This is a genomic window from Streptomyces sp. NPDC048514, assembly GCF_043199955.1.
Taxonomy (GTDB): Bacteria; Actinomycetota; Actinomycetes; order Streptomycetales; family Streptomycetaceae; genus Streptomyces.
The window spans coordinates 277,242-294,095 of the sequence record NZ_JBICWT010000002.1 but is presented as its reverse complement, the minus strand read 5'-3'; the positions used below and the strand labels follow the sequence as shown (position 1 = coordinate 294,095).

General features: G+C 70.2%; 11 protein-coding genes and 1 pseudogene. 2 read left to right on the top strand and 10 right to left on the bottom strand.

Annotated features, from left to right (window positions below):
- Positions 1-210 precede the first annotated feature (210 nt).
- On the top strand, positions 211-3,426 hold the full coding sequence (locus ACGFT2_RS04205) for a bifunctional cytochrome P450/NADPH--P450 reductase (protein ID WP_393273290.1): 3,216 nt from the start codon (positions 211-213) through the stop codon (positions 3,424-3,426).
- Positions 3,427-3,475: 49 nt separating this feature from the next.
- On the opposite strand, the gene ACGFT2_RS04200 is transcribed toward ACGFT2_RS04205, so the two are convergent.
- Positions 3,476-4,099: a TetR/AcrR family transcriptional regulator gene (locus ACGFT2_RS04200; RefSeq protein WP_393273289.1), complete on the bottom strand. Its 624-nt coding sequence runs from the start codon at positions 4,097-4,099 to the stop codon at positions 3,476-3,478.
- 270 nt (positions 4,100-4,369) lie between these two features.
- Here ACGFT2_RS04200 and ACGFT2_RS04195 point away from each other — a divergent pair.
- Positions 4,370-5,314, top strand: a pseudogene (locus ACGFT2_RS04195) (M56 family metallopeptidase).
- Between the two features lie 126 nt (positions 5,315-5,440).
- Here ACGFT2_RS04195 and ACGFT2_RS04190 read toward each other — a convergent pair.
- The 9 genes from ACGFT2_RS04190 to ACGFT2_RS04150 form a co-directional block, all read right to left on the bottom strand.
- A complete protein-coding gene (locus ACGFT2_RS04190; protein WP_393273288.1) occupies positions 5,441-6,307 on the bottom strand; it encodes a phytanoyl-CoA dioxygenase family protein in 867 nt (288 codons plus the stop codon).
- A gap of 14 nt (positions 6,308-6,321) precedes the next feature.
- Positions 6,322-7,194 (bottom strand): NAD(P)/FAD-dependent oxidoreductase, encoded by an 873-nt coding sequence (locus ACGFT2_RS04185; RefSeq protein ID WP_393273287.1) that lies wholly within the window; start codon positions 7,192-7,194, stop codon positions 6,322-6,324.
- A 136-nt stretch (positions 7,195-7,330) separates the two neighbouring features.
- Positions 7,331-8,431, bottom strand: a complete 1,101-nt coding sequence (locus ACGFT2_RS04180; protein WP_393273285.1) for a phosphotransferase family protein — start codon at positions 8,429-8,431, stop codon at positions 7,331-7,333.
- Entirely contained in the window at positions 8,431-9,669 is a 1,239-nt protein-coding gene (locus ACGFT2_RS04175; RefSeq protein ID WP_393273284.1) for an acyl-CoA dehydrogenase family protein, read from the bottom strand. The genes ACGFT2_RS04180 and ACGFT2_RS04175 overlap by 1 nt, the downstream gene beginning before the upstream one ends.
- A 29-nt stretch (positions 9,670-9,698) precedes the next feature.
- Complete coding sequence (locus tag ACGFT2_RS04170; RefSeq protein WP_393273282.1) at positions 9,699-11,357, bottom strand: class I adenylate-forming enzyme family protein; 1,659 nt, start codon at positions 11,355-11,357, stop codon at positions 9,699-9,701.
- A 42-nt stretch (positions 11,358-11,399) separates the two neighbouring features.
- Entirely contained in the window at positions 11,400-12,956 is a 1,557-nt protein-coding gene (locus tag ACGFT2_RS04165) for a long-chain fatty acid--CoA ligase (RefSeq protein ID WP_393273280.1), read from the bottom strand.
- 99 nt (positions 12,957-13,055) lie between these two features.
- Positions 13,056-14,312: an aspartate aminotransferase family protein gene (locus tag ACGFT2_RS04160; protein ID WP_393273278.1), complete on the bottom strand. Its 1,257-nt coding sequence runs from the start codon at positions 14,310-14,312 to the stop codon at positions 13,056-13,058.
- 17 nt (positions 14,313-14,329) lie between these two features.
- Entirely contained in the window at positions 14,330-15,445 is a 1,116-nt protein-coding gene (locus ACGFT2_RS04155) for a Zn-dependent alcohol dehydrogenase (protein WP_393273276.1), read from the bottom strand.
- A 28-nt stretch (positions 15,446-15,473) separates the two neighbouring features.
- Positions 15,474-16,832 (bottom strand): NAD-dependent succinate-semialdehyde dehydrogenase, encoded by a 1,359-nt coding sequence (locus ACGFT2_RS04150; protein ID WP_393273274.1) that lies wholly within the window; start codon positions 16,830-16,832, stop codon positions 15,474-15,476.
- Between the last annotated feature and the right edge of the window lie 22 nt (positions 16,833-16,854).

The following is a 16,854-nucleotide window of genomic DNA, read 5'->3' as shown; positions in this document are numbered from 1 at the left end:
GCGGTCGGTCGAGTTTGTCGATCGACCTTGTCGTATCACCTTGTCGCTTGACCAGGTCGCCGTCAAGCGAGTCCGGGCGAGACGTTCGAGGGCTCTCTTTAGTTCTGTCGGACGACCGTGTCATGCAACACAACCGATCGATTTTGTCGACTGACAAAGTCGCTTGTACGTTGGTGGGGACCGATTGATGCGGAAATGAAAGGCACGCTCATGACCCAGCCGTCCGTCCTCACGGCCCAGCCGGTGCCCGAGCGCCCGGCCCTGCCCTTGGTCGGCCATGCCCTCTCGCTCCCGAAGGGCTTCGCCGCGACCGTCCACATGATGAAAGAGGTCAAGGAGCTCGGGCCGGTCTACCGGGTCCGCGCCTTCGGGACCGAGTTGGTGATCGTGGGCGGCCTGGACCTCGTGACGGAACTGGCCGACGAGTCCCGCTTCCGCAAGAACGTGCACCCCGAGCTGGTCGACATCCGCCGGTTCGCCGGGGACGCCCTGTTCACCGCCTTCAACCATGAGCCGAACTGGCGGAAGGCACATGACATTCTCATGCCGGCGTTCTCACTGGGCGCGATGCGCGACTACCACGCGACGATGCTGCGGGTCGCCCACTCCCTGATCGGCAAGTGGGACCAGGCCGCAGGCCGGCGTGCCGTGGACGTCCCCGGGGACATGACCCGCCTGACCTTCGACACCATCGGTCTGTGCGGCTTCGACTACGACTTCGAGTCGTTCCGCCAGGACGACCCGCACCCGTTCGTGGAGGCCATGACGCGGGCCCTGGCGTTCACCCAGGCCAAGGGAGAGTCCATACCCGGCTCGGAGCGGTTCTGGCTCAAGCGGTCCGAGCAGTTCCGCCAGGACGTCAAGCTCATGACGAACCTCGTCGACGAGGTCATCCGGCAGCGCAGGCGGTCCGGCGACACCAGCACCGGCGATCTGCTCGGCAGGATGCTGCACACCCCGGACGCGCGCACGGGCCGGCCGCTGGACGATGTGAACATCCGCAACCAGGTCATCACGTTCCTCATCGCCGGGCACGAGACGACCAGTGGTGCCCTGTCCTTCGCCTTGTACTACCTGACCAAGCATCCGGAAGTGCTCGCGCGGGCGCAGGCCGAGGTCGACGCGCTGTGGGGCGACGCGGAGGCGCCCGACCCCGACTACGGTGACATCGGCAAGCTCACCTACATCCGTCAGGTGCTCAACGAGAGCCTCCGGCTGTGGCCGACCGCCCCCGCCTTCGCGGTGGAGCCCCTTGAGGACACGGTCATCGGCGGCAGGTACGGCGTCCGCGAGGGCGAGACGCTGATGGTCCTCACCCCGGCGCTGCACCGCGACCCCGCCTGGGGCGAGAACGTCGAGCTGTTCGACCCCGAGCGCTTCACCCAGGAGCAGGAGGAGAAGCGTTCCGTCCACCTGTTCAAGCCGTTCGGCAACGGCGAACGAGCCTGCATCGGACGTCAGTTCGCCCTCCACGAGGCCACGCTTCTGCTGGGTCTCCTCGTCCACCGCTACCGGCTGATCGACCACACCGACTACCAGCTGGAGATCAAGCAGACACTCACCCTCAAGCCCGACGACTTCACGCTCAAGCTCGCCCGGCGCACCACCCAGGAGCGCCGCCGGCCCGCCGTGACGGTGGGCGAGACGACAGCGGGACAGAGCGCGGGCGCGGCCCGGCGGGCCTCCGGCACCGCACTCACCCTGCTGCACGGCTCCAACCTCGGCACCTGCGCCGGCATCGCCCGCGACCTGTCGGACGAAGGCGAGGAATACGGATTCGCCTCCTCCGTGGCCCCCCTCGACCGCGCCACCGGGAAGCTGGATCCCTCCGCCGGCCCACTGGTGATCGTGGCCGCCTCCTACAACGGCCGGCCCACCGACGACGCCGCCGAGTTCGTCGCCTGGCTGGACGATCTTGAGCCCGGCTCGCTCACCGGCCTCCCGTACGCGGTGCTCGGTGTCGGCGACCGCAATTGGGCCGCCACCTACCAGCGGATCCCCACCCTCATCGACGAACGCCTCATGGCGGCCGGCGCCGTACCCCTCCTGGCCCGCGGCGCGGCCGACGCCTCCGGAGACTTCGCCGGAACGGTCGACCGCTGGACCACCGACCTGTGGACCTCTCTCCTCGAGCGGTACGGCGACGCCACGACCGACGCCGCCGCCGCGGCCGCCGAGCCCGAGGAAGGCCAGGGCCTCTACGAACTGGAGGACGCCACCGACTCGGTCATCGACGGCCTCGCCGCCCGGCACGGAGTCCAGCCCATGGAGGTCCTCGACGCCTACGAACTCGTCGACACGGACCACGAACTCGGCCGCTCCAAGCGCTTCCTTCGCCTTCGCCTGCCCGAGGGCGTCACCTACCGCACCGCCGACCACCTGGCGATCCTGCCGGGCAACCCGGAGGCACTCGTCCAGCGGGTCGCCGCCCGCTTCGGACTCGACCTGGACCGCACGGTCCGCCTGCGCGCCCGCCGCCGCAGCCGGGGTGCCCTGCCCGTCGACCGGCCGCTGACCCTGCGCCGCCTGCTCACCGACTTCGTGGAGCTCCAGGACGCCGCCACCCCCGAGCAGGTGGCCGTACTCGCCGAGTACACCGCCTGCCCGCCCGAGAAGCAGCCCCTGGCCGCCCTCGCCACCGCCGGGCCCGAGGACTTCCGCGAGCAGGTGACCTCACAGGGGCGCAGCATCCTGGACCTCCTGGAGCAGTACCGCGCCTGCGAGCTGCCCTTCGAGCACTTCCTGGAGCTGCTGCCGGTCCTCCGGCCCCGTCACTACTCGGTCTCCTCCTCTGCCCAGGCCTCGCCCGGCGAGGTGGACCTGATGGTGTCACTCCTTGCCGCGCCCCACCGCTCCGGCGAGGGAACCTTCCGCGGCATCGCCTCGCACTACGTCCAGACCGTGAACGCCGGCGACGTCGTCCAGGCCAGGGTGCTGCCGTGCAGCGACTCCTTCCGCCTCCCCGAGGACCCGTCCGTCCCGGTGATCCTGGTGAGCGCGGGCACCGGGCTCGCGCCCTTCCGCGGAGCGGTCCTCGACCGGCACCACACCGGGTCCACCGGCACACTGCTGTGCTACTTCGGCTGCGACCACCCCGACGTCGACTACCTCCACCGCGAGGAGTTCGAGGCAGCCGAGGCCGCCGGTGCCGTCAGCATGCGTCCCACCTTCATGCACGCGCCCGTCGACGGTGCCCGCTTCGTCCAGGAGCGCATCGCCCGGGAAGCCGACGAGGTCTGGGCCGTGCTGGAGGCCGGCGGCAAGGTCTACGTCTGCGGCGACGGGCGGCGGATGGCGCCCGCGGTGCGCGAGGCGTTCACGGCGATCTACCGGGAGCGGACGGGCGCGGACGAGGGGGAGGCGGCCGGCTGGCTGGTCAGCCTCGTCGAGTCCGGTCGCTATGTCGAGGACGTCTGGGCCGGCTGACCGGCTCCTCGGAGCGCCACGGCCACGGACGCGCAGACGCCCGTGGCCGTCAGCCGGTGGGGACGACCGCGAGTTCGAGCCTGCCACCGGCCAGTGCGACGGTCGCAGCGATCAAGGCCCGCAGGCCCGTGTCGTCCGCAGGCTCCTCCCGGGCGTAGAGGCGTTGCATCGTCAGGCCGTCGAAGCCGGAGAGGAAGAACCGGGCGACCAGGCCCGCAGGCTGGGCGAGGACGTACCCGGTGCGGGACGCGGTATCGGTGAAGATGCGCTCCGTGACCTCGGTGACCTGCCGGTAGTGGGCCGTACGCGCTTCGAAGAGACCAGGAGTGCGCAGGGCCAGCATGGCCAGCTCCGTCAGCAGCTGGTAACCGCTCGTCTCCTCCTCGACCGTGCGCCACAGGGCGCCGGCCATCGCGGCGATCGTCTCTTCGAAGCCCGCGTCCTGCGGAGCGGCCCGCGCGACCTGCGCGATCAGGTCCCCGGTGAGGTGCTCCATGACCGCCCGGTAGAGGTCCTCCTTCGTGCCGAAGGTGTAGTGGACGGTCGCCTGGGCGACACCCAGCTCCGCGGCGATGGCACGCGTACTGCCCGCGGTCACACCCTCCCTCGTCATGAGGGCGATGGCCGCCTTGATCAGCTGGGGTCGGCGCTCGGCCGCGGATACATGAGCCATACGTTCGACTATACCGACTTAGTCGCTGGACCAAGTCGTCCGCGGCGGCACCCCGCGGGACCGTACTGCCCGGGGGACCTTCAACTCGGTACGGCGCGCCCGACGCCGGCCACCGTCCCCGCCACGCACCCCGCCACGCAGGAAACGGCGCCCGGTCCGCTCCTGCGGGGCCCGGCGCACGCGAGGAGACATGGACGCAAGACACCTGCACCACTCGGAAGCGGTGGCCCCCGCCGGCCGCCCGTGCCCACCAGCCACCGGAGCCCCGGCATGACCAGTTGCCTGCTCCTGCTCCTGCTCTGCGCTCTCGGCCTGGCAGCCGCCATGCCGGTCGCTCGGGCGTTGAACCGGGCGACCTGGCCGGAGCAGAGCCCCGTGCTCGGCCTGTGGGTGTGGCAGTGCCTGGTCGCCACCGCCCTGCTGAGCTGCCTGACCGCGCTGGTACTCGGCATGGCCGCCGTCTTCCGTACCGTGCGCGACCACCTCTTCGGCTCCGCGCCGCCCGGTGTCGTCGCCGCCTACCAGCTGTCCTCCGCCCCCGCCTAGGCCGCGGCCCTCGTCTTGCTGATGGCGGCGGGAGCCGCTTGGACGGTGGCCGTGCTGGTCGGGCGGCTCGGGGCGGTCCGGCGGGCCCGGGCCGCGGCCCGGGCCCGGCTGCGGGAGCGGGCACCCGAACTCCCCGCCGGCCTTCCAGCGGGCCGCGGCCCCCTGCTGGTCCTGGAGGAGGAATACCCGGACGCCTGGTGGATGCCGGGTAGCCCGTCCCGGCTCGTCGTCACCACGGGGGCGCTGCGCCGGCTGACCGATCGCCAACTGGAGGCGGTCCTCACGCACGAGCGCGGTCACGCCCGCGCCCGCCACGACTGGCTGCTGCATCTGTCCGCTGCCCTGGCGGGCGGCTTCCCCAGGGTGCCGCTCTTCACCCACTTCTGCGAACAGACCCATCGGCTGGTGGAGCTGGCCGCCGACGACACCGCCGCGCGGCGGTGCGGGCATCTCACCACCGCGCTGGCCCTCATCGAGCTGAACCAGCACCGAGGGGTACTCTCCCGCGCATCCGGCCGCCGTCTGCTCGACGACCGGGTGAACCGCCTTCTGACGCCCCCGCCGACGCTCGAGCCACGACAACGCACCCGCATCGCCGCCGCGGCGGCACTGGCCCCGCTGCTGCCGCTGCTCATCACCTTCGCGCCCGGACTCGACGCGCTTGGCTGACCGGCTCACTCGTACGGGCGTCCAGGGCTCATTCGGCCACGAGTGCCGCTGCCACGCCACCGCCCCGGCGTACCGTCACCAGCGCCCCCGGTCGACCGGCGGCGACTGAGCTGATCGGGCCGGCTCTCAGAGACCGAGGTAGTCGCCCAGGTCGGCGTAGTCGACCTGCCACAGGCCAGGAGAGCCCGTCGGGTACTGGGAGCGGAACCCGAGCATGCGCTGGACACGCGGCGAGAGCGTCCTGGCGACCTCCATGTCGACCAGGAAGGGGTACGCCTCCTCGCCGGTGAGGAAGCCCGGATTGAGGGCGAAGGCCACAGCCCGCCGGTACTCGTCGCCGGTCCGGTTCGCGCCACCACCGTGCGCCGTCTTGCCGCTGAACAGAAGGGCGTCTCCGGCGTTCATGATCGCGGGGATGGTCTGCTCAGGAGTCCCGCGGTCCTCGAAATCGCTCCAGTGGTTGCTCCCGGGGATGACCCGGGTGGCGCCGTTCTCCTCCGTGAAGTCGCTCAGGGCGATGAGGAAGTTGAGGGTGACCTCCGGGCCGCTGGGCCCCATCCCGATGAACGGGAACCAGTTCTCCAGATCCCGGTGCAGCATCTGGGCCCGGCTGTGGGGACCGATCTCGATCACCTGGGCGGTGGTCATCCAGTATGTGCCCGACTCCGGGAGGAAGATCTGGTCGCAGATCTCGTGGACCAGGGAGTGTTCGAGGATCTCGTTGCGGAACGTGGCGCTGTGCGTGACCAGGTTCGTGAGTCGCTTGGTGTTGTTGCCGTGGAACGCGGCCACCATGTCGTCCTCGTGGGTCGAGCCCGGGCGAAGCGCCTGCAGCGGCGGCTCGATCTCCGCGTTGAAGCGGTCCATCTGCTCCCTCGTCAGGAAGTTCTCGACGACGACGCCTCCGTCGCGGGTCAGGAGCTTGAGAATCTCTTCCGTCGGCGTGTCAGTCGTGACCGGCGAAAGGGTCTGGGGCTGCTTCTGTGCTGTCATGTGAACTCTCTCCCTCAACGCGAACTCCGGTTGGCCTGACCCCCGATCAGCCGCCGGCATGGTGGCTTTCCTGGTCGGCTGCGCGTCGTTTCCTCGCTGTTCCGGTGACTTGTGGCGTCACTCTCGCCAGCCACGACCGTCGGCGAGAACGACAGCGAGCACCTGCTTCGCCCAAAACCGGGTGCACGATGCACAGGCCGGTCGCACGGCCGCTCTCGCCAGCCGAGCGGGTAGCGGTCACCGGCTCCGAGACGGCTGATCAGCGCGTCCGTGCAGCACGCAGGGCGCGGCGCCGCCTTGTCCGCACGAACGGTGCCGCGGGGTGTCGAGAGCACGACCTTGCCGCCGTCCCGGGTGACGTCGGTGACCTTGGTCCGTTCGTATACCTGCGCCGAAGACGCGAGCAGGGCGCGCCGCACTCCGCGGCTCAGCCTGCCGGGGTGCAACGCTCCGCCCACGGCCTCGCGCATGCCGCCCACGAAGCTGCGGGGAATGCCGAGTTCCTCGCTCGTACCGACCGTTCCCCGCCCTCCGGCGCGCCGAAGGATCGCGGCGATGGTGCGTGTCCGCAGCATCTGTCCATGGGACACCGCGGCGAAGGCCAGACCGTTGGGCTCGTGGTCGCAGTCGATGCCGTGGGTCTTGATGAGGTCTTCCGTGAAGCGCGCCGAGTTCTCGGCCACCCGCACCATGCCAGGCACCTTCTTGGGGTGGAAGGGGCTCAGCAGACGGAGGTCGCCGCCCGGAACGGATGCGATCTGGCCGCCGTTGCGCGAGCTGGCGCCGTAGCCGCAGAACTCGGCCTCCAGCAGGGATTCAGGGCTCCAGTCGAACAGGCGGAGCGCCAGCAGGGTCACCGCGGCGAGCGTCGCCAGGGCTACGGGCACCTAGGCGACCGTGATCTGTCCTCCCGCCGGGCGAGCTGAAGTACACGGAGATCTCTCCGAGGGCCGTGGAGCAGGAGAGCAGGAGAGCAGGACGCCGACGGCGAGCGGAAGCGGTTGACCCGGGACGCGCCGGGTGTCAGCGGCGAGCGGCCGCCGTCAGGCCGGCGTATCGCCCGGCCCGCTCCAGCAGCCGGGGGACACCCGTTTCGAGCGACGGCCCGAAGGTCTTGTCGTGGGGGCGCTCGCCACGCTGCCAGCGGGTGTGGATGGCCTCGCAGAAGATCGCCGCCTTCCACAGGGCGAGGGTCTGGTACCAGGGCAGCGGGGTCAGATCGAGGCCCGTGCGGGACAGGTAGCGCTCTGCCAGCTGACGCTGGGTGAGGTAACCGGGCGACCGGGTCACCCGGGTGAGCTCGAGCGGGGTGGCCGCCCTGCCCGCCTCGGAGTAGGTGGCGGTGAGGTATCCCAGGTCCGCGAGGGGGTCGCCGAGCGTGGCCATCTCCCAGTCCAGGATCGCGAGGACCCTGGCCGGCGCCTGTGGAGCGAACATCAGGTTGCCCATGCGGTAGTCACCGTGCACCACCGAGGCCGCCTGGCTCGTCGGCAGGTTACGGCCGAGCCAATCCCCGATGCGCTCCACCGCGGGCAGGCCGCGTGTGGTGTTGACCTCCCACAACCCGCGGAACCTGTCGACCTGGCGCCGGAGATACCCCTCCGGGAAGCCCAGGGAGGCGAGTTCCCCTCCGGTCACGTCGATGCCGTGCAGGGCGACGAGGGTGTCGACGACCGCCTCGCTGGTGGCCCGGCGCTGTCCGGCGGAGGAGAGGTGGGGTGGGATGGTGCCGGTGACGACGGTCCCGTCGAGCCGGGACATGAGGTAGAACGGCACACCCAGAAGCGACTCGTCCTCGCAGACGGCGACGATCTCCGGTACCGGTACCCCGTGCTCGCCGAGGATCTTCTGGATGCGGGCCTCGCGCACCATGTCGTGCGTCGACTTGGGCAGGGGCGGGCGCGGTCCACGCCGTAGTACGACGCACTCACCACCGCGCTGGATCAGATACGTGATGTTGGAGTGGCCGTCACCGATGCGCTGCCACGCGAGCGGGCCGCCGCCGATGCCGTGCGCGTCGAGGAAGCCGGTGACCGCGTCGAGGACCAGGAGCGGAGGGCTGTCGAGGTGACGGGCCCCCTCCCGGCTCGCGACGACCTCCACGCCGTCGGGAACGGTGTGCATCACGCGCCTCCGTCCCGGCCGACGACGGCGTCGCCCCTGTACCGCTCACCGGCCTGGACCGCGGCGCGGCGGCCGGCCGAGGCCCGGCGGGCGATGGCCCACCTGTGGGTCTCGTTGGAGCCGTCGTAGATGCGGAACGGACGGACCTCGCCCAGGTACTGAGCCAGCGGCAGCCCGTCGGAGACCCCGTCCCCGCCGCAGATCTGGATGGCGCGGTCGATCACCCGGAAGATCGCCTCCGAACAGTGCACCTTCGCGATCGACGACATCGCCGAACCCGCCTTCGGCTCACTGTGCAGCAGAGCCGCGGTCTTGGTGATGATCGCGTCGGAGGTCTCGATGTCGATCACCGACTCGGAGATCAGGTGCTGGGCCAGGCCCAGCGAGTCGATCGGACCGCCGAACAGCTCACGGCTTCCGGCCCGGTCCAGCGCGATGTCGTGCGCCCTGCGCGCCAGCCCCAGCCACCGCATGCAGTGCGTGAGACGTGCCGGCCCGAGCCGTACCTGCGCGTACCGGAAGCCGAGCCCGACCTCGCCGAGCACCGCGTCGTCGGCGACGAAGCAGTCCTCGAGGTACACGTGCGGGTGACCGCCGTCGATGGAGCGGTCGACGGTGTGGATCGCCTCGCCGACCCGGATGCCGGGGTTCGTCATGTCGACGAGGAACATGGTGGCCCCCTCGGGGGAGCCGTCGACGGCCGAAGTCCGCGCCATCACGATGCAGAACCCGGCACCGACGGCGCCGCTGGTGAACCGCTTGTGGCCGTCGATGATCCAGCCGCCGTCGGCGCGCACGGCCGTGGTCCGCAGCGCGGCCGGGTCGGATCCCGCTCCGGGGTGGGGCTCGGTCATGCCGAAGCACGACCGGACGTCCCCCGCCGCCAGAGGCGCGAGATAACGCTTCTTCTGCTCCTCGGTCGCGATCAGGTTGAGCATGTGCATGTTCCCCTCGTCGGGTGCCATGCAGTTGAGCGCGACCGGACCGATCGGCGAGTAGCCGGCCTCCTGGAGAATCGGTGACCAGTGCTCGACGGGCAGGCCCTGCCCGCCGTATCCCGTCGGCACGAGCGGCGCGAAGACGCCGGCCTCCTTCGCCGCGGACTGCAGCCGGTCACGGGTGGCCTGGTCGAGACGTCCGCCCGGTGCGGGCTCCGAGTCGATGACGACCTCGCGGACGAACCGGCGGGTGCGCTCACGCAGCTCCGCGGTCTCCGGCGGAAGGTGAGGGAAAGTCATGGCTGTCCTTTGTCGGATGGGCGCGGTCGTTACGCGGTGCCGTCGACGCCGCGGAGCCGGGCACGCCGGATCTTGCCGCTCTGCGTCTTGGGCAGGTCGGCGAGGAAACGGATCTCGCGGGGACACTTGTATGCGGCCAGCCGCTCACGGGAGAGGGCGATCAGCTCCTCCGCCGTGGCGGTCAGACCCGCCTTGAGCGAGACGTAGGCGACGACGGTCTCGCCGCGGTACGCGTCCGGCTGCCCGACGACCGCGGCCTCCAGCACCGACGGGTGCTCGTACAGCGCGTCCTCGACCTCGCGCGGCCAGACCTTGTAGCCGGACACGTTGATCTGGTCCTTGAGCCGGTCCACCAGGTAGATCCAGCCCTGCTCGTCGATGACGGCGACGTCACCGGTACGGAGCCGGCCCTCCGGCATCGTCTGGCGGGTGGCCTCGGGCCTGCCCCAGTACCCGGGCACCACCTGGGGCCCGCTCAACTCGAGTTCGCCCTGTTCCCCGCTCGGCACCGGGTTGCCGTGCGGGTCCACGACGCGCGCGGTGAGGTGCGGCAGGGGCCTGCCGATGGACAGCGTCCCGCTCGGCAGGTGCACGGGCGCCCTGTCCCCGGGAGGCACGGCGATGACGGCGGACGTCGTCTCGGTCATCCCGTAGCCGTTGTGGAGGTAGACGCCGAACCGCTCATGGAACCGTTCGACGGTCGCCGGCGGGATCGGCGCGCCCCCGGAGTACAGGGCCTTCACCGACGCGAAGTGCTCCGGTCCGGCCTGCGGCAGCTCGTAGATCGCGTTGTACGCGGTGATGGAGCCGATCGTGTAGGTCACCTCGTGCTCGGCGAAGGCATCCAGGGCGACCTCGGGGTGGAACCGGCCGGCCAGCACGAGCGTGGTGTCGGTGAGCAAGGAGATCGTCGCGTTGACCACCGCCCCGGTGATGTGGAACAGCGGGGCCATGGCGAACACGACGTCCCCGTCGCCCACCCCCATCCACGACGCGCAGGTCGCCACCACGCTCAGGACGTTGCCGTGGGTGTTCATGGCACCCTTCGGCGGCCCTGTCGTGCCGGAGGTGTAGGTCAGGAACGCAACGGCCTCACCCGTCAGCCTTGTCGGCGAGGGCCGGCGCCCACGGAACTCCTCGATCAGCGCCACCAGGTCGCCGTCCGGCGCCGGGGCGTGGCGTTGCGTGGTCGCGAAGACTCGCGGGTCGTTGCGGGACTGGTAGTCCAGTGCCGACGTGCTGATCAGCCACCGCACCGAGCTCCCCGCGAGCGTGCCGAGCGTCTCGTGGACGTCCGTGTCCGCGCAGACGACGCCGACCGCCCCGGAGTCGTCGATGATCCGGCGGAGTTCCTGGCGCCGGTACATCGGGTTGAGTCCCAGTGCCGTGGCCCCCAGCTTCCACAGGGCCAGCAGCACCAGCGCGTACTGCGGGATGTTCTGCAGGTACACGCCGACCCGATCACCCCTGCCGGTTCCGCGGGCCTCGAACGCGGCGGCCAGGGCGTCCGACGCCGCGTCCACCTCCTGCGCGGACAGGGCGCCGTCGAAGAAGCGGAGCGCCGTGCCCTCCGGGTTCTTCGCCACGCGTGCCTTCCAGGCGGCCACGAGCGAGTCGGGAACCGCATCCGTCCCCGTGCCCGCCCCGTCGGGGAACGTGTCCCTCTGCCGGTCCTCATCCACTGTCATCCGCCGTCCTTCCCACCCGTGTCCGTGCGCTTGTCGTGCCGGTCACGCGAGTTCGCGCTTGAGGATCTTTCCGGTGGACGTCATCGGCAGCGTCTCGACGATCTCCACGATGCGCGGGTACTTGTAGCCGGCCATCTGCTCCCTGCCCCAGGCGATCAGCTCGCCGGGGCAGGCGTCGGCGCCGCGGTCGAGGATGACGAACGCCTTGATCTCCTCGCCGTGGCTCTCGTGCGGCACGCCGACGACCGCTGCCAGGCTGATCGCCGGGTGCGTCATCAGGACCTCCTCGACCTCGCGCGGGTACACGTTGAAGCCGCCGCGGATGATCAGGTCCTTCGCCCGGTCGACGATGTAGTAGAAGCCGTCCTTGTCCCTGCGGGCCAGGTCGCCGGTGCGGAACCAGCCGTCCCGGATCGCTTCGGCGGTGGCCTCGGGGCGGCCGTGGTAGCCGGACATCACGTTGTGGCCCTTGACCGCGATCTCCCCGACGGCGCTGCCCGTGCCGTCGTCCTCGACCTCCGACCAGTCCGAGTTGACGAGCCTGAGTTCCACGCCCCAGATCGGCACGCCGACGGAGCCGGGCCGGGGCTCCTGCGCCGGATCGCTGAAGGTCACCACCGGCGAGGTCTCGGAGAGGCCGTAGCCCTCCAGAACCCGGACGCCCAGTCGCTCCCTGACCTGTCTGATGATCTCGGCAGGGAGTGAGGCACCGCCGGAGACACCGACTCGCAGGTTCCTCGCGATCCTCGTGACGTCGACATCGTCGGTGAGCGCCTGCAACAGGCCCCACCACATGGTGGGGACGCCTGCGAAGAAGGTGATGTCCTCCCGCTGCATCAGGGACACCGCCTGCCGGGCGTCGAATCGTGGCAGCAGCACCAGTGTGCTCGCCGTCGAGAAGCCGGCGTTCATCTGCACGGTCGCGCCGAAGGAGTGGAACAGCGGCAGCACGAGCAGATGGGTGTCCGAGGCCGGCTGGTTGTCCAACAGCCGGTTGCAGGCGAGGGTGTTGAGAACGAGGTTGGCGTGGCTGAGTTCGGCGCCCTTCGGCTGTCCTGTCGTACCGCTCGTGTAGAGCAGCACAGCCGGGTCGTCCCCCGTGGTCCCGAGGCTGTCGAACGTCGTCGCCGTGCCCCGCAGCGCGGCGCCCATGGTCTCGACGCCCTCGATCGGGCTTTCCGCCTCGGGATCGGCGGTGATGAGGAAGAAGTGCTCGCAGCCCGCGGTCCCGGTGAAGCCGGCGTGTCCCTCCACACCCATCGGCAGACCCGCGTCACCCTCGAAGCAGAAGAACGCCTTCGCCTCCGAGTCGGCCAGGTGGTAGGCGATCTCCCGGCCCTTGAGCAGGATGTTCAGCGGTACGACGACGGCGCCGGCCTTGAGGATCCCGTAGTAGACGATCGGGAACCAGGGCAGGTTCGGACAACTGAGCGCGACCTTGTCGCCGGGCCAGATGCCGCGGTCGACCAGGAGGTTGGCCACCCGGTTGGCGGCGGCGTCGACCTGGGCGTAGGTGAGACGCATCGAGCCGAGGACCACTGCGTCCCGGTTCGGGTACATACGGGCGGAGTCCTCGAGCAGGACAGAGAGGTTCAGCATGGTGTCTTCCGGGAAGGTGGACCGGGCCAGGCCGCGGAATGCGAAACACACGGCCTGGCCCGGGGCGGGTGGAACCAACGGGGAGGCTTGACCCGGACGTCACAGCTTCCGCAGAAGCCGGTCCAGGGCCTCGGCCGTCGCCTCGATGTCGGCGGAGGTATGTGCCGTGCTGATGAAGACCTTGCCGGACGGCATGAACAGGAAGCCTTGACGCAGCATCCCTTCGAGGAGCACGGTCCAGAGCCCGCCGGTTCCGTGGAGCCCGGTGGCCCCACCGGCAGGGACGTACTGGAGGAGCGAGCCGACCCGGTTGAAGCGGCCGAAGTCAGGAGATGAACCGAGAGCGCCACCGACGAGGGCCTCGAACTCGGACGAGGTCTGTTCGAGCAGCTCGTAGACCGCAGGGTCGGCCAGGACGCGCATCGTCGCCTCGACGGCCGCCAGCGCGATCGGGTTGGCGTTGAAGGTTCCGGCGTGCACGACGCCGGCCGTCACCTGATCGACCAGCTTGGCTCGGCCGACGACGGCGCTCTGGGTGAAACCACCGGCCATCGCCTTCCCGAAGACGGACAGGTCGGGCAGCACGCCGTACTTCTCGGCCGCCCCGCCCCGGGCGATCCGGAACCCGGCGATCACCTCGTCGAAGACGAGGACGACGCCGTGCCGGTCGCAGAGGGTCCGCAGCGTCGACAGGAAGTGCGGTGCGGGTGCTTCGACACCGGCGTTGCTCATCACCGGGTCGACGAGCACTGCCGCGATGTCGCGCTCGACGGACTCGCTCAGCAGGCGCTCGGCCAGATGCACGTCGTTGAAGCGCGCCACGACCAGGTCGTCCAGCACGCTGGACGACTGCCCCGGTCCGCCGGGGGCCGCGGGGCGATCGCAGTCGTCCTCGGACATCCCGGCATACACGGTGTCATGCCAGCCGTGGTAGCTCCTGGCGAACTTGAGGACGCGGCGGCGCCCGGTGGCGGCTCGCGCGAGGCGTAGCGCGACCTGCACCGCTTCGGTCCCCGTGTTGCTCCACAGCAGTCGCTCGCCGTGCGGCACGGCCTCGAGGACCGCTTCCGCCGCGCGGTACTCGAGTGGGTGGCCGGTGCCGACGACCTGCATCTTCTTCGCGACCTCGGACACCGCGGACAGCACGCGCGCATCACCGTGACCGAGGACGAGCGGGCCCCAGGCCATCACGTAGTCGATGTACCGGTCGCCGTCCAGGTCCCAGACGTACGGGCCCCGTGCCTCCTGCACGAAGAGCGGATGCGGAGGCATCGCGGCGCGCAGGCCCGACCCCACACCCCCGCCGACGCTGCGTCGAGCTCGCTCGAACGCCGAGCGTGATGATTCCAGGGCCATGCGATTGCCACCACCTTTCAGTACGTGATCACCGAGCGGATGCCGATGCCGCGCTTCATCTGGTCGAACGCCTCGTTGACGTCCTTCAGATCGATCACGCGCGTCACCAGGGAGTCGAGATCGAGGCGGTGGTTCATGTAGTGGTCGATCAGCAGCGGGAAGTCGGAAGCCGGCTTGCTGGAGCCGTAGTTCGAACCGATGAGTGAGAGTTCCTGATCGGACATGACGAAGGGATCGATGGAGACCTTCAGGCCGTCCGCCACCTGCCCGGCGACCACCGCCGTGCCGCCCCGGGCCAGGACCTCGTAGGCCGCCTCGATGGTGCGGGGCAGCCCGATGGCCTCGATGGCGATCTCCACGCCGCGTCCGCCGGTGAGCTGCCGCACCCGGTCCGTGAAATCCTCGCGGCCGTTGTTGATCAGATCGGTCGCGCCGAAGAGGCGCGCCTGCTCCAGCTTCTCGTCGGAGATGTCCGCGGCGATGATCTTCCGCGCGCCGGCGAGCCGGGCACCCTGGATCGCGTTCAGGCCGACGCCGCCGCAACCGAGGACCAGCACCGTGTCGCTCGGACGCACCTTGGCGGTGTTGACGGCCGCGCCCACACCGGTGGTGACGGCGCATCCGACCAGAGCCGACTGGGGGAACGGGGCGTCGTCCCGGATGGCGATCGCGCCCGATTCGGGCACGAGGGCGTACTGGCCGAACGTTCCGAGGCCAGCGAAGCTGAGGACGTCGCCCCCGCCGGCGGACGTGATCCGGGACCGGCCGTCGAACGACAGGTGGTTCGCCGAGTGCCGGCTGACCATGTCACACAGGACCGGCCTGCCACTGATGCAGTAGCGGCAGCGGCGACATGAAGGCGTCCAGGACAGCACGACGTGGTCGCCCTCCGTCAGCGTCGTGACACCCTCGCCGACCCTTTCCACGACGCCGGCTCCCTCATGACCGAGGATCATCGGCGAGGGGACCTCCCATTCGCCCAGGAGGACGTGGAGGTCGCTGTGGCACACCCCGCTCGCTTTGAGGCGTACGAGCACCTCGCCGGGCGGAGGCGTCGAGGGGAGAGCCACTCTCTCGATCGTCAGCGGTTCGTTCGGCGTCCTGAAGACGGCGGCGTCGAATTCGATGGTCATAGCGGGATTCCTTCTGCGCGCTGGGCGATCACGGCCGGGAGGTGCGGATGAGCTTCTTGTTGGCGAACTCGTCGATTCCCGCCCGGCCCAGTTCGCGGCCGAAACCGGACCGCTTGACCCCGCCGAAGGGCAGTTCCGCGCCTTCGAGGCCGACGCCGTTGATGAAGACCATGCCGGCGTCGATCCTGTCGGCGACGCGCAGCGCCTGCTCGGCGTCCGTCGTGAACACGTAGGAGCCCAGGCCGTACGGCGTGCCGTTCGCCAGCTCGACGGCCTCGTCCTCGGAGCCGACCCGGTAGACGGTCGCGACGGGGCCGAAGAGCTCCTCGGCGGCTGCCGGCGACCCAGGGGACACGCCCGTCAGCACGCCGGGCGGGAAGTACGCCCCGTCGCGCCGTCGTGCGGAGACGAAGGTCGCCCCCTCCCCGACGGCTCGCTCGACCTGTTCCTCGACGTACTCGGCGGCGGCGACCGAGGAGAGCGGCGCCAGGCCGTCGGTCAGGGCGAGCACCTTCCGGGTGAACTTGTCGAGGAAGGCGTCGTAGACGTCCTCGGCGACGATGAAACGCTTCCCGGCGTTGCACGCCTGCCCGGTGTTCTCGAACCGGGTCTCGACCGCCGCCCCGACCGTGGCGTCCAGGTCGTCGGTCGACAGGACGATGAAGGGGTCGGAGCCGCCCAGTTCGAGCACCACCTTCTTGAGGTTGCGTCCCGCCTTCTCGGCGACCTCCGCGCCGGCCCGCTCCGAACCGGTGAAGGAGACGCCCTGCACGCGGGGGTCCGCGATGACGCGAGCGATCTGCTCGCCGGTGGCGTGGACGTTGACGTAGCAGCCCTGGGGGAAGCCCGCGTCCGTGAACAGCTGCTGGAGCGCCGCGGACGACTCCGGGCACTGCGACGCGTGCTTGAGCACGATGGTGTTGCCCAGCGCGAGGTTGGGCGCGGCGAACCGGGCCACCTGGTAGTACGGGTAGTTCCAGGGCATGATCCCCAGCAGCACGCCGACCGGCTGGCGCCGGACGAAAGCGGTGCCCTCCCCTTCGAGGAGCTCGATCGGTTCGTCGGTGAGGAACTTCTCCGCGTTCTCGGCGTAGTACCGGTAGATGGAGGCGCTGAACTCGACCTCCGCGACGGCCTCGTCCACCGGCTTGCCCATCTCCCGGTGGATGATCTCGGCGAGGTGCCCGCTGCGCTCGTCGTGGAGGGCGGCGACGGTGTTCAACAGCTGGGCGCGCTCAGCCACGGAGGTCTGCCTCGACCACCGCGCGTAGGCGCCGGCCGCCGCGTCGACCGCCCCCTCGACGACCTCGTCCGTCGCGGTGGGGTATTCCTTGACCAGCTTGCCGTCCGCAGGGTCCACCACCGCGTACACGTGCCTCTTCGCCATACTGACTCCTTATTCGTTTTCG

Bases quoted from the DNA above. Each gene is read 5' to 3' on its own strand.
- ACGFT2_RS04205 (WP_393273290.1), top strand. From the start codon at position 211: ATGACCCAGCCGTCCGTCCTCACGGCCCAGCCGGTGCCCGAGCGCCCG.
- ACGFT2_RS04200 (WP_393273289.1), bottom strand. From the start codon at position 4,099: ATGGCTCATGTATCCGCGGCCGAGCGCCGACCCCAGCTGATCAAGGCG.
- ACGFT2_RS04190 (WP_393273288.1), bottom strand. From the start codon at position 6,307: ATGACAGCACAGAAGCAGCCCCAGACCCTTTCGCCGGTCACGACTGAC.
- ACGFT2_RS04180 (WP_393273285.1), bottom strand. From the start codon at position 8,431: ATGCACACCGTTCCCGACGGCGTGGAGGTCGTCGCGAGCCGGGAGGGG.
- ACGFT2_RS04175 (WP_393273284.1), bottom strand. From the start codon at position 9,669: ATGACTTTCCCTCACCTTCCGCCGGAGACCGCGGAGCTGCGTGAGCGC.
- ACGFT2_RS04170 (WP_393273282.1), bottom strand. From the start codon at position 11,357: ATGACAGTGGATGAGGACCGGCAGAGGGACACGTTCCCCGACGGGGCG.
- ACGFT2_RS04165 (WP_393273280.1), bottom strand. From the start codon at position 12,956: ATGCTGAACCTCTCTGTCCTGCTCGAGGACTCCGCCCGTATGTACCCG.
- ACGFT2_RS04160 (WP_393273278.1), bottom strand. From the start codon at position 14,312: ATGGCCCTGGAATCATCACGCTCGGCGTTCGAGCGAGCTCGACGCAGC.
- ACGFT2_RS04155 (WP_393273276.1), bottom strand. From the start codon at position 15,445: ATGACCATCGAATTCGACGCCGCCGTCTTCAGGACGCCGAACGAACCG.
- ACGFT2_RS04150 (WP_393273274.1), bottom strand. From the start codon at position 16,832: ATGGCGAAGAGGCACGTGTACGCGGTGGTGGACCCTGCGGACGGCAAG.